Origin of the sequence: Streptomyces sp. GB4-14, assembly GCF_022696125.1 — a bacterium.
GTDB classification, from domain to species: Bacteria; Actinomycetota; Actinomycetes; order Streptomycetales; family Streptomycetaceae; genus Streptomyces; species Streptomyces werraensis.
The window spans coordinates 2,499,495-2,512,135 of record NZ_RZHO01000002.1 but is presented as its reverse complement, the minus strand read 5'-3'; the positions used below and the strand labels follow the sequence as shown (position 1 = coordinate 2,512,135).

General features: G+C 70.7%; 9 protein-coding genes and 1 pseudogene. 9 read left to right on the top strand and 1 reads right to left on the bottom strand.

Annotated features, from left to right (window positions below; translation table 11 throughout):
* Nucleotides 1-124: 124 nt before the first annotated feature.
* The 7 genes and pseudogenes from ELQ39_RS12525 (at nucleotide 125) to ELQ39_RS12495 (ending at nucleotide 9,740) form a co-directional block, all read left to right on the top strand.
* Nucleotides 125-599 (top strand): annotated as a pseudogene (locus tag ELQ39_RS12525) (DUF1707 and DUF4190 domain-containing protein).
* Nucleotides 600-979: 380 nt separating this feature from the next.
* Entirely contained in the window at nucleotides 980-1,351 is a 372-nt protein-coding gene (gene rpsL / locus ELQ39_RS12520; protein ID WP_003948652.1) for a 30S ribosomal protein S12, read from the top strand.
* Nucleotides 1,352-1,353: 2 nt separating this feature from the next.
* Nucleotides 1,354-1,824: a 30S ribosomal protein S7 gene (gene rpsG / locus ELQ39_RS12515; RefSeq protein ID WP_003998848.1), complete on the top strand. Its 471-nt coding sequence runs from the start codon at nucleotides 1,354-1,356 to the stop codon at nucleotides 1,822-1,824.
* 39 nt (nucleotides 1,825-1,863) lie between these two features.
* Nucleotides 1,864-3,990, top strand: coding sequence for an elongation factor G (fusA, locus tag ELQ39_RS12510; RefSeq protein ID WP_190004973.1), 2,127 nt, complete (start codon nucleotides 1,864-1,866; stop codon nucleotides 3,988-3,990).
* Nucleotides 3,991-4,159: 169 nt separating this feature from the next.
* Complete coding sequence (gene tuf / locus ELQ39_RS12505; RefSeq protein ID WP_048458061.1) at nucleotides 4,160-5,353, top strand: elongation factor Tu; 1,194 nt, start codon at nucleotides 4,160-4,162, stop codon at nucleotides 5,351-5,353.
* Between the two features lie 194 nt (nucleotides 5,354-5,547).
* On the top strand, nucleotides 5,548-6,981 hold the full coding sequence (locus ELQ39_RS12500; protein WP_443334337.1) for an SWIM zinc finger family protein: 1,434 nt from the start codon (nucleotides 5,548-5,550) through the stop codon (nucleotides 6,979-6,981).
* A gap of 11 nt (nucleotides 6,982-6,992) precedes the next feature.
* Nucleotides 6,993-9,740 carry a DUF7824 domain-containing protein gene (locus tag ELQ39_RS12495; protein WP_242591920.1) on the top strand — a complete coding sequence of 916 codons (2,748 nt, stop codon included), beginning with the start codon at nucleotides 6,993-6,995 and terminating at the stop codon, nucleotides 9,738-9,740.
* Nucleotides 9,741-9,804: 64 nt separating this feature from the next.
* Here ELQ39_RS12495 and ELQ39_RS12490 read toward each other — a convergent pair whose 3' ends face one another.
* Nucleotides 9,805-10,392, bottom strand: a complete 588-nt coding sequence (locus tag ELQ39_RS12490; protein ID WP_190004971.1) for a TetR/AcrR family transcriptional regulator — start codon at nucleotides 10,390-10,392, stop codon at nucleotides 9,805-9,807.
* 170 nt (nucleotides 10,393-10,562) lie between these two features.
* On the opposite strand from ELQ39_RS12490, the gene ELQ39_RS12485 reads away from it, so the two are divergent.
* The gene (locus ELQ39_RS12485) at nucleotides 10,563-11,582 is read left to right on the top strand and encodes an aldo/keto reductase (RefSeq protein ID WP_242591919.1); all 1,020 of its coding nucleotides are present in this window, start codon (nucleotides 10,563-10,565) and stop codon (nucleotides 11,580-11,582) included.
* Between the two features lie 33 nt (nucleotides 11,583-11,615).
* Nucleotides 11,616-12,515, top strand: coding sequence for an LLM class flavin-dependent oxidoreductase (locus ELQ39_RS12480; protein WP_242591918.1), 900 nt, complete (start codon nucleotides 11,616-11,618; stop codon nucleotides 12,513-12,515).
* Nucleotides 12,516-12,641 lie beyond the last annotated feature (126 nt).

Genomic DNA, 12,641 nt, shown 5'->3' with positions numbered 1-12,641 from the left:
TGCGCTGCGTTCCAGTGGGTGAAACGCTCATACTGGGACTGTCCGTCCCGGCCCTGGGGAGGCAGCCGTGTCGTATCCGACTCCGTGGCAGGGTCCTCCGCTGCCGGGATCCGGCGCCCCGTCGATGCTGGCCTCCCACGCGGAACCGCGAGCGCGCGGTGGACGTGCTGCGCGCGGGGTACGGGGAGGGCCGCCTGGACCACCCGGAGTTCGAGAAGCGGGTGGCCCGCGCCTACTCGGCGCGCACGGTGGGGGAGCTGTCCCTCCTGGTGGCCGACCTGCCGCAGGGACCGGCGCCCCAGCCGATGACACCCCACGGCCCGGTCCCGCCGGCGTTCCTGCCCCGCCCGCAGCCCCGTACCAACGGCAAGGCGCTGGCCTCGATGGTGTGCGGGGTCCTGTGCGTGGCCACGGGCGGCCTCACCGGACTTCCGGCCGTGATCCTCGGGCACATGGCCCAGTCGGAGATCCGCCGCACCGGCGAGGCGGGCGACGGCATGGCCCTGACGGGGCTGGTGCTGGGGTGGCTGTCGGTGGCGGGCTGGCTGGTCTTCCTGGGCGTCCTGGGCCTGCTGGCCGTGTTCGCGGCGTCCGTCTGACAGACTGAAGGGCGCGCAGGACCGCGCACCGCGCCGGCGGACCGTACGCCGCACGACGGCCGCCGCGGGCCGCGGGGGAGGGCGTCGGGAGGGCGTCGGGCCACTCCGGAACAACCCCAGGAAGGCGGGCGTGTCGCGTCCCACTCCATTGGTTTTGACCGGAGTCCGTGAGCTAGGTACGCTCAGACCTTGTGCCTGGGGTGTGCCCTGGCCTTCGTGCGTGCCATCACACCGCACCGGGGGCTGTGAAACGGCCACCGCAATTCAGCGCTTCCTTCTGCCTTGCGGTGGGAGTCCGCCGGATTCGACACACCCGACCGCGTGGGTCGGAGATGTTCCAGGTTAGCTGTACCCATCGGCACACAGAAACCGGAGAAGTAGTGCCTACGATCCAGCAGCTGGTCCGAAAGGGCCGGCAGGACAAGGTCGAGAAGAACAAGACGCCCGCACTCGAGGGTTCCCCTCAGCGCCGTGGCGTCTGCACGCGTGTGTTCACGACCACCCCGAAGAAGCCGAACTCGGCCCTGCGTAAGGTCGCGCGTGTGCGTCTGACCAGCGGGATCGAGGTCACCGCCTACATTCCGGGTGAGGGACACAACCTGCAGGAGCACTCGATCGTGCTCGTGCGCGGCGGCCGTGTGAAGGACCTGCCGGGTGTTCGCTACAAGATCATCCGCGGTTCCCTCGACACCCAGGGTGTCAAGAACCGCAAGCAGGCTCGCAGCCGTTACGGCGCCAAGAAGGAGAAGTAAGAATGCCTCGTAAGGGCCCCGCCCCGAAGCGCCCGGTCATCATCGACCCGGTTTACGGCTCCCCCCTGGTGACCTCCCTGATCAACAAGGTGCTGCTGAACGGCAAGCGCTCCACCGCCGAGCGCATCGTCTACGGCGCCATGGAGGGCCTGCGCGAGAAGACCGGCAACGACCCGGTCATCACGCTGAAGCGCGCTCTCGAGAACATCAAGCCGACCCTCGAGGTCAAGTCCCGCCGTGTCGGTGGTGCCACCTACCAGGTCCCGGTCGAGGTCAAGCCCGGCCGTGCCAACACGCTGGCGCTGCGCTGGCTGGTCGGTTACTCCCGCGCCCGTCGCGAGAAGACCATGACCGAGCGTCTGCTCAACGAGCTCCTCGACGCCAGCAACGGCCTCGGCGCCGCTGTGAAGAAGCGTGAGGACACGCACAAGATGGCCGAGTCCAACAAGGCCTTCGCGCACTACCGCTGGTAGTCGCAGACCCCATCGAGACCGAGAGAAGACTGAAGCCTTATGGCTACCACTTCGCTTGACCTGGCCAGGGTCCGCAACATCGGGATCATGGCCCACATCGACGCGGGCAAGACGACGACCACCGAGCGGATCCTGTTCTACACCGGCGTTTCCTACAAGATCGGTGAGGTCCACGACGGCGCTGCCACCATGGACTGGATGGAGCAGGAGCAGGAGCGTGGCATCACGATCACCTCTGCTGCCACCACCTGCCACTGGCCGCTGGAGGACGTCGACCACACCATCAACATCATCGACACGCCGGGTCACGTCGACTTCACCGTCGAGGTGGAGCGTTCCCTGCGCGTGCTCGACGGTGCCGTGACGGTGTTCGACGGCGTCGCCGGCGTCGAGCCCCAGTCCGAGACCGTGTGGCGTCAGGCGGACCGCTACGGCGTTCCGCGCATCTGTTTCGTCAACAAGCTCGACCGCACCGGTGCCGAGTTCCACCGCTGCGTCGACATGATCTCCGACCGCCTGGGTGCGCAGCCGCTGGTCATGCAGCTGCCCATCGGCGCGGAGGCCGACTTCAAGGGCGTCGTGGACCTGGTCCGCATGAAGGCGCTCGTGTGGTCCGCCGAGGCCGCCAAGGGTGAGATGTACGACGTCGTCGACATCCCGGACACCCACACCGAGGCTGCCGAGGAGTGGCGCGGCAAGCTGCTCGAGGCCGTCGCGGAGAACGACGAAGAGCTGATGGAGCTGTACCTCGAGGGCACCGAGCCCACCGAGGAGCAGCTGTACGCGGCGATCCGCCGTATCACCATCGCCTCCGGCAAGGGCGGCGGCACCACCGTCACCCCCGTGTTCTGCGGCACCGCGTTCAAGAACAAGGGTGTGCAGCCCCTGCTCGACGCCGTCGTGCGCTACCTGCCCTCCCCCCTGGACGTCGAGGCCATCGAGGGCCACGACCCCAAGGACGCGGAGAAGGTCGTCGCCCGCAAGCCGTCGGACGAGGAGCCCCTCGCCGCGCTCGCGTTCAAGATCATGAGCGACCCGCACCTCGGCAAGCTCACCTTCGTCCGTGTGTACTCCGGCCGTCTGGAGTCCGGCACCCAGGTGCTGAACTCCGTGAAGGGCAAGAAGGAGCGCATCGGCAAGATCTACCGCATGCACGCCAACAAGCGTGAGGAGATCGAGTCGGTGGGCGCCGGCGACATCGTCGCCGTCATGGGCCTGAAGCAGACCACCACCGGTGAGACGCTGTCCGACGACAAGAGCCCGGTCATCCTGGAGTCCATGGACTTCCCGGCGCCGGTCATCCAGGTCGCCATCGAGCCCAAGTCGAAGGGCGACCAGGAGAAGCTCGGCGTCGCGATCCAGCGGCTCGCCGAGGAGGACCCGTCGTTCCAGGTCCACTCGGACGAGGAGACCGGCCAGACCATCATCGGCGGTATGGGCGAGCTGCACCTCGAGGTGCTGGTCGACCGCATGCGCCGTGAGTTCAAGGTCGAGGCCAACGTCGGTAAGCCTCAGGTCGCGTACCGTGAGACGATCCGCAAGTCGGTCGAGAAGGTCGAGTACACCCACAAGAAGCAGACGGGTGGTACCGGCCAGTTCGCTCGCGTGATCATCGCGATCGAGCCGATCGAGGGCGGCGACGCCTCGTACGAGTTCGTCAACAAGGTGACCGGTGGCCGCGTGCCGAAGGAGTACATCCCTTCGGTGGACGCCGGTGCGCAGGAGGCCATGCAGTTCGGCATCCTCGCCGGCTACGAGATGACCGGCGTCCGCGTGACGCTGCTCGACGGCGCGTACCACGAGGTCGACTCGTCCGAGCTCGCGTTCAAGATCGCCGGCTCGCAGGCCTTCAAGGAGGCCGCGCGCAAGGCTTCGCCCGTGCTCCTGGAGCCGATGATGGCCGTCGAGGTCACCACGCCCGAGGACTACATGGGTGACGTCATCGGCGACATCAACTCCCGCCGTGGCCAGATCCAGGCCATGGAGGAGCGGGCCGGTGCCCGCGTCGTGAAGGGTCTCGTGCCCCTCTCGGAGATGTTCGGCTACGTCGGCGACCTGCGCAGCAAGACGTCCGGCCGTGCCAGCTACTCCATGCAGTTCGACTCCTACGCCGAGGTTCCGCGGAACGTCGCCGAGGAGATCATCGCGAAGGCCAAGGGCGAGTAAGGGGCTCCGTTTAACGGACTCCGTAACAACGCTTTAGGCTTGACCCCGGAGCCTGCAAGTGGTCATTCCACCGTCACCCGGTGGAATGACCCGGGCCCGGGTTTCCCAGCAAAGATCACCTGGCGCCGATGAAGTAAGGCGTACAGAACCACTCCACAGGAGGACCCCAGTGGCGAAGGCGAAGTTCGAGCGGACTAAGCCGCACGTCAACATCGGCACCATCGGTCACATCGACCACGGTAAGACGACCCTCACGGCCGCCATTACCAAGGTGCTGCACGACGCGTACCCGGACCTGAACGAGGCCTCGGCCTTCGACCAGATCGACAAGGCTCCCGAAGAGCGCCAGCGCGGTATCACCATCTCCATCGCGCACGTCGAGTACCAGACCGAGACGCGTCACTACGCCCACGTCGACTGCCCCGGTCACGCGGACTACATCAAGAACATGATCACGGGTGCGGCGCAGATGGACGGCGCCATCCTCGTGGTCGCCGCCACGGACGGCCCGATGCCGCAGACCAAGGAGCACGTGCTCCTGGCCCGCCAGGTCGGCGTTCCCTACATCGTCGTCGCCCTGAACAAGGCCGACATGGTCGACGACGAGGAGATCCTGGAGCTCGTCGAGCTCGAGGTGCGTGAGCTCCTCTCCGAGTACGAGTTCCCGGGCGACGACGTTCCGGTCGTCAAGGTCTCCGCCCTGAAGGCCCTCGAGGGCGACAAGGAGTGGGGCAACTCCGTCCTCGAGCTCATGAACGCCGTCGACACCGCGATTCCGGAGCCGGAGCGCGACGTCGACAAGCCGTTCCTCATGCCGATCGAGGACGTCTTCACGATCACCGGTCGCGGTACGGTCGTCACCGGCCGTATCGAGCGTGGTGTCCTGAAGGTCAACGAGACCGTCGACATCATCGGCATCAAGACCGAGAAGACCACCACCACGGTCACCGGCATCGAGATGTTCCGCAAGCTGCTCGACGAGGGCCAGGCCGGTGAGAACGTCGGTCTGCTGCTTCGCGGCATCAAGCGCGAGGACGTCGAGCGCGGCCAGGTCATCATCAAGCCGGGCTCGGTCACCCCGCACACCGAGTTCGAGGCCCAGGCCTACATCCTGTCGAAGGACGAGGGTGGCCGTCACACCCCGTTCTTCAACAACTACCGCCCGCAGTTCTACTTCCGCACGACGGACGTGACCGGCGTGGTGACCCTCCCCGAGGGCACCGAGATGGTCATGCCGGGTGACAACACCGAGATGAAGGTGGAGCTCATCCAGCCCGTCGCCATGGAGGAGGGCCTGAAGTTCGCCATCCGTGAGGGTGGCCGGACCGTGGGCGCCGGCCAGGTCACCAAGATCGTCAAGTGACGTTCTGACCTGGTAGCTCCTGCTGCGAGCACCTGAAGGGGCCCGCACGACTTCGGTCGTGCGGGCCCTTTCGTCATGCGGGCGGCGTCCTCCGGGAGGGCGAAGGCCCCGCCCGCGTGCGGTGGATCCCGAGCGGCAGCCCTCGTTCGAGGCGCGCGGCGAACGATGTCAGCGTCCGGCCGTAGCCTGCGGGCGTGAGTACAGAACTGATCCAGTCCTACGCCTATGCGGACGCTTCCGCACTGCGGGAATCCCCCTCCGGCCGCAGCCTCGCCCTGGAGACCTCGGGCGGTGCCACACCCGGCGGTGAGCCGGAGCGTCCCCGCTTCTTCGACGGCTTCCTGACCGCCCCGACGGCAGCGGCCGCCGCACTGCTCGTGGTCGCGGACGTCGCGGCCGGCCGCTACCACCGTCCCAGCTCCGCCGCCTCGCTCGACCCGGTGATCACCGCCAACGGGGACCGGTTACGGATGGAGTCCTTCTCCGGCTGCTGCGGTGTCCACGCGCGCCTCGACATCCTCGCCCCCGGTCTCGACGGGGACGACGTCGGACACGGCACGACCAACGTCGACATCAACATCCCGCTGCGCCGGGCGCTCGCCGGGCTCGGCGGCCTCGACCCGCTCCATCTGCGGGTGGGCCCCGAAGGGGTGGAGGCGACCACCTTCGAGGGCCGCTTCGTGGAGAAGAAGGTCCCTCTCCCGCAGCGCTGGCTGCGCGGCTTCGCCGAGTCCCAGGTCCTCGCGGCGGGCTTCGCGCTGCGCGCCGAGGTGCCGCCCGCGCAGGCGGCCGCCGTCGTGCGCTCCCTGCCTCGCCTCACCGGCGGCTCCGGTGCCCGCACCACGCGCTGGGTGGTGCCCGCCGGGGGCACCCTGCGACCGGTGAGCAGGCCGGTGCCCGGCGCGGTGTGCCTGCCCGGCGCCGAGCGCCTGACCGTCCTGACACCCGTGCTGCGGCACGCGACCGGCGTGCGGCTCTACGCCCCCGAGACCGCCGGACCCGCGGCCACGGCCGTGGCCTGGGAGGTCGGGCTGCCCGGCATGCGGCTGACGCTGCTGCTCTCGCCCAGCGCCTCGCGCGGGTTCTCCGGCGAGGGAGGCGTCCTCCACGACCTGGCCACCGAGCCCGCGGCGCGCGACGCCGAGCGGGTGGCGGAACTCCTCGCCTGGGAGCCGACGCTGGACGTCGCCGTACTGGCCGCCCAGGCCGGCCTCGCGCCCGAACGGGTCCGCGCGGCACTCACGGTGCTCGGAACCTCGGGGCAGATCGGTTACGACCTCGCCGAACAGGCGTACTTCCACCGCCACCTGCCCTGGGCGGCCGGCGACGCGGAGGCCCGCAATCCGCGGCTGCGCGGGGCGCGGGCCCTGGTCGCGGAGGGAGCCGTGCGGCTCGACGGAGCGCTTGCCTGGGTGGGGCAGGACTCCCACACCCACATGGTCCGCGTGGACGACGGCGGGCGGGCGAGCTGTACCTGCCTGTGGTGGGCCAGGTACCAGGGCGGACGCGGACCGTGCAAGCACGTGCTCGCGGCGGGCATGGTGCGCGGCGCCGGCACGCGCGAGGCAGCCGCACCCACGACGGAAGCCACACCCACCACTGACGCGACGACGGCGGTCACAGCATGAGCGGAGACAGCATGACGAGCCTGGTCCACCTCGCGGAAGCGGGCGATGTCGAGGGAGTGGTCAAGGCGCTCGCGGCCCTGACCCCGCAGGAGCGCGCGGCACAGGCCGTCGCCCTGGAGGAGCGGCGCGCGAGGATACGGGCCGGCTGGGGGGCCTGCTCCGACGAGCTGAGGAATGCCCAGATCGCCGCCGAACTCGGCTGTCTGACCGACCCCGAGGCCGCGGCCGACTGTCTCCTGCAGGGCGCCAACCTCTGGGCGCTGTCGTCCCGCAGCATCCCGTGGCTCCTCGACGTCGTGAATCTCCAGCCCGTCGCGTGGCGGGCCGAGCTGGTCACGCGGCTCGCCGAGCGGCTGAGACCCGAGGAGACCGTCAGGTTCGACTTCCTCGAGCATCTTCTGTACGACGCGGGCTGCCCCGTCCCGACCACCGACGGCTTCATCGCGAGCTGGCTCTGGTGGCGCCGAGGGAGCACCACGCCTCCCCTGCGTCTGCGCGACGGGTTCCTGCACGGCGACAGCTTCCTGGAACGGCTGCGCGCGGACGCGCTGACACCGGTGCTCCTCCCCGTGGCACTGCGTCGGCCGGCGGTCCCGCTCGGCCTCGTGGAGGTCTTCCGCTCGACCCTGAAGCGGCACGGCCTGCGGCACGTACTGGAGAACACCAACGTCGGCGCGCTCATCCTCCTCTCCACCGAGGACGAGCGCCTGGTGGACCGTGCGACGCTGGTCCGGCGCTTCTTCGCCGCCCACCTGGCCGCCGACCGGGTGTGGTGGCCCGACGCCGCCGTCGCGCTGACGTCGCTCGCCCTCACCCCCGAGGAACACGCCTCGGTGTCTCGCGAACGCCTCCTGCTCGCCGAGCCCATGATCGCGTCCCTGCTCCAGGACAACACGCATTCCCTCGCCTTCCTGCGGGCCCTCGCCCTCACCCCGGCCGAGAACGCGCCCCTGCTCCGTGACCACGTCGCGATGCTCGATCTGTCCTCCCAGGTGGCCGCCTACGGCCAGGACGTCCTCATCGGACTCGACGCGGCGGGGCTCCTGGAGGACGACGTCCTCACCGAGATCTGCGAACGCGTCCTGCTCCGACCGGAGAAGAAACTGGTGCGCGCCCAGCTCGCCTGGCTGGACCGGGCGGCCAAACGGGATGCCACACGCGCCGGCCGGATCGTGGGCGGGGCGGCGCTCACCTTCCAGCATTCCGACGTGGACCTACAGGAACGCGCTCTCAAGCTGGTGGCCCGCCATCTGCCCGCGGTGGCGGACGCGCAGGTGCTGTCCGGCCTGCGTGAGGCCGCGGCCTTCCTCAACCCGGCTCTGTCCGCGCGCGCCGACGAACTGTTCGGCCCGGCGGTGCGGGACACCGGCGGGCCGTCCGCGGGGCCGTCCGACGAGGCGCCGCCCGACCTCCTGCCGGAAGCGCCCGAGCCGGAACCGGTCCACGCGATCGCCTCGGCCGCCGAGGTCGCCCCCGAGCTCGCGGTGCTCCTCGCCGACAGTGAGAACGTCGTCGCCTTCGAGCGTGCCCTCGACGGCCTGGTCCGCCACGCGCGCCTCGACCGCGGCACCCTCTCCAAGGCGCTGGAGCCGGTCATGCGCATCCGGCCGGGGTTCGACTGCTGGTGCTCCAGGGCGGACGTGACACAGCGCGACCTGTACGACGTCGCGACCGCGGTGCGCGGCGACGAGCCGAGGGACTGGCACATCCACCGGCGCGACGAGCTGTTCGAGGCGCAGGGCGCCGACGGGAGGATCACCGAACCGGGCGCCATGCTCAAGGCGCGGCTCACCGAGGCCATCGGACTGGTCGAGTCCGGCGCTCAGCCCTACCTGCTGGCCCTGCCGACCCGGGCCAACGGGGCGGTGGACGCCGCCACCCTGGTGGAGCGGATCGCCGAGTTCGAGAGCCTGGGTGTCACCCCCGCGCCGATCGATCTGGCCCAGGCCCTGCTGCGGGTCACCCCCACGGACGACGAGCGCGTCCGGGAGGCGGCGGGCGCACTCCGCTCGGACGCCGGACGGCGACTGGCACGGTGGCTGCACCGGGGCGGCGCGCCCCACTGGGACACGACCCCCGACAAGTGGCCGGCCGGGGACCCGACCGGCGCGAGACCCGGCGAGTGGGCCCCCGCGAACCCCAGCACGGGGCACGACCTGCCCCTCCCGCCGGTCGCCGCGGCCCTCCTGGGCCCCTACGGCTGGAGTCACCCCCACCCCGGTACGTTCATGCTCGCGCAACTTCCGCACCACCGCGACGAGGTCGCCGCACGCTTCGGGGAGCAGACCAATCGCCTGCTGCTTCCGCGGCTGACGGAGGCGTACGGCATCGCGGGCTACGCGACGCACTGGCAGATCACGCGGCGGCTCGGCGACCCTAAGGAGGCGGACACGGCGGTGGACGCCCTGCTGGTCCTCGCCGCGCAGCGGCAGTTGGACGCCAGGCTGCTCGCCGGACAATGGCAGGCACTGACACGGTGCGGGCTGCTCATGCCCTCCCGGGTCACCGCCGCACTGCGCGCGGCGGCCGAGACCGGCGCCTGGGCGACCGTCTGGTCGATACTCGAAGCCGCCCTGCCCGCCCTGCTGCGCGACAGGCCGGTCAATGGAGCGGGGGCGCTCCTGGCGCTGGCCGTCGAGTGCGCCGTCCGTTCCGGGGCCAGGGGCTCCGTCCCCGAGGTCGACGAGCTGGCCGCGCGCAAGGGCTCGAGCCAGACCGTGAAGAACGCCAGGCTGCTGCGCGACGTTCTGCGGGGCTGAGACGGCGGGGGCCGCACCGACGTGATTCCCGGCGGCCGGCCGAGGGCCCGGCGGCCGCCGGGGATCAGCGGGTGCGGCAGAGGCCGTCGACCAGGACCCCGGCGAGCCGGCGGGCGTCGTAGTCGGGGTCGGCCTCCGCGCCGATGCAGAGGTTGCCCACGCCGCGCATCAGCGTGAGGGCGGGGATGTCCTCGCGGATCTCACCGGCCGCCCGCGCGGCGTCGAGCAGCTGGGTGCAGACGGGGACGAGGCGGTCGAGGAAGTACGCGTGCAGGCCCTCGAATCCCGACTGGTCGGAGCGCAGCACGGCGGCGAGGCCGTGCTTGGTGACCAGGAAGTCGACGAACAGGTCGATCCACTGCCGCAGGGCGTCGTGCGGGGTCGGGGCGGACTCCAGGAGGGCCGGGCCGGCCTCGGCACAGGCCTCCACCTGATGCCGGTAGACGGCGATGATCAGGTCCGCCCGGGTGGGGAAGTGCCGGTAGAGGGTGCCGAGGCCGACGCCGGCCCGGGAGGCGATGTCGCGCACCGGGGCGTCCACGCCGGACGTGACGAAGACCGCGGCGGCCGCCTCCAGCAGCGTCTCCTTGTTGCGCCGGGCGTCCTTGCGCCGTGACGCGGTGTCGCCCGCGTCGCCGTCCCTCTCGTTCACCGTGCCTTTTCCTCCGTCTCCCGCATGCCTCCGCATGGTCTCACGCACGCCGAGGGCGCCCCCGCACGGCCGAGTCTCCCGCCACGGCTAGCTAAACGGAACGTCGTTCCGTATCGTTGGCGGCGTAGCGGAACGTTGTTCCGTTTCCCTACCCGTGAGGAGACCAAGGCATGCAGTACCGCACCCTCGGCCGCACCGGCGTCCAGGTCAGCACCCTCGCTCTGGGCGCGATGAACTTCGGCGCCATCGGGCGCACCACGCAGGAGGAGGCCACCGCCGTCGTCGACGCGGCGCTGGAGGCCGGCGTCAATCTCATCGACACCGCCGACTGGTACGGCGAGGGCCAGTCGGAGGAGATGGTCGGCAAGGCCATCGCCGGCCGCCGCGACGACATCGTGCTGGCCACCAAGGCCACCATGCCGATGGGCGGGCGCAACCGCCAGGGCGGCTCGCGCCGCTGGCTGTTCACCGCCCTCGACGACAGCCTGCGCCGCCTCGGCGTCGACCACGTGGACCTCTACCAGATGCACCGCTGGGACCCGACGACCAGCGACGAGGAGACCCTGTCGGCCCTCACCGACCTCCAGCGCGCCGGCAAGATCCGTTACTTCGGCTCCTCGACCTTCCCCGCGTACCGCATCGTGCAGGCGCAGTGGGCCGCCCGCGAGCACCGGCTGAGCCGCTACGTGACCGAGCAGCCCAGCTACTCGATGCTGCAGCGCGGCATCGAGGCCCACGTCCTGCCGGTGACGGAGGAGTACGGCATGGGCGTGCTGGCGTGGTCCCCGCTGGCCTCGGGCTGGCTGTCGGGCGCGGTGCGCAAGGGCCGGGACGTGGCCACCCACCGCTCGGGGGTCCTGCCGGAGCGCTTCGACCCCTCGCTGCCGCACAACCAGGCCCGCTACGACGCGGTGGAGCGTCTGGCCGAGGTGGCCGACGAGGCCGGGCTCACGCTGATCCAGCTGGCGCTCGGCTTCGTCAACGCGCATCCCGCCGTGACGGCCGCGCTCATCGGCCCCCGCACGGTGGACCACCTCCGCTCACAGCTCGCCGCCGCGGACACCGTGCTGCCGGCCGACGTCCTCGACGCGATCGACGAGATCGTCGCCCCGGGCACCGACCTGGCTCCCGGCGAGAAGTTCGACACCCCGCCCGCGCTGCTCGACGCCTCGCTGCGCCGCCGTCGCTGACCACCGCCACCCGACCCGGAAGGGGCCTTGACCATGCTCGACACCGCACGTCGGACCGCCCGGCCGGGGCGGCCCAGCTTCGGCGTCATGACCGCGCCCTCGCAGGTCGCTTACGACGACATCGTCCGCGTCTGGCGCGAGGCGGACGAGGTCCCCGAGATCGAGCACGCCTGGCTGTTCGACCACCTCATGCCCATCTTCGGCGACCCCGACGGGCCGACGTTCGAGGGCTGGACGCTGCTGTCGGCCCTCGCGGCGCAGACGCGGCGGCTGCGGCTGGGCGTGATGGTCACCAGCAACCGGTTCCGGCCGCCCGCCCTGCTCGCGAAGATCGCGACGACCGTCGACGTCGTGTCGGGCGGACGGCTCGACTTCGGCATAGGCGTCGGCTCGCGCCCGCGTCCGCCCGAGGCGTGGCGCGAGTACCCGGCCCACGGGCTGCCGTTCCACGACCCGGCGCAGGCGGTGGCGAGCCTCGCAGAGGCCTGCGTGCTGATCAAGCGGCTGTGGACGGAGGAGAAGCCGTTCGACTTCCACGGCGAACACCACCGTCTGACGGGGGCCTTCGGCAACCCGAAGCCGGTGCAGCGCCCGCACCCGCCGATCCTCGTCGGCGGCCGGTCGTCGGCGACGCTGCGCGTGGCCGCGGCCCATGCCGACCTGTGGAACGTCCCGGGCGGCGACATCGACGACGTGGTGCGGCGCAGCGCCCTGCTGGACCGGTACTGCGCAGACATCGGCCGCGACCCCGCCTCGGTCGTCCGGTCGATCCACCTCCCGGTCGACACCGGCCGGCCCGACGCCGTACGGGACGCCGTGGGGGAGGCGCTGGAAGCGGGGTTCCGGCACGTCGTCCTCGGGCTGCCCGCGCCGTTCCCCGAGGGCATCGCCCGGTGGGTGGCGGAGGAGGTGATCCGCCCGTCGGTGGGGTGAGGCGGCTCGAAGGCCCGGTTCGTGCACGGGTATTGACGCGCCACTCGGCCGGATCGTACCGTCCGCCCATCCCTAATGTTTCGGCTATAGCTTCGAAACATTCGAGAACACGACGGGAATGAGAGC

What these genes read in the sequence shown, in the direction of transcription:
- rpsG (WP_003998848.1), top strand. Translation starts at nt 1,354, where the DNA reads ATGCCTCGTAAGGGCCCCGCCCCGAAGCGCCCGGTCATCATCGACCCG.
- fusA (WP_190004973.1), top strand. Translation starts at nt 1,864, where the DNA reads ATGGCTACCACTTCGCTTGACCTGGCCAGGGTCCGCAACATCGGGATC.
- ELQ39_RS12495 (WP_242591920.1), top strand. Translation starts at nt 6,993, where the DNA reads ATGACGAGCCTGGTCCACCTCGCGGAAGCGGGCGATGTCGAGGGAGTG.
- ELQ39_RS12485 (WP_242591919.1), top strand. Translation starts at nt 10,563, where the DNA reads ATGCAGTACCGCACCCTCGGCCGCACCGGCGTCCAGGTCAGCACCCTC.
- ELQ39_RS12480 (WP_242591918.1), top strand. Translation starts at nt 11,616, where the DNA reads ATGCTCGACACCGCACGTCGGACCGCCCGGCCGGGGCGGCCCAGCTTC.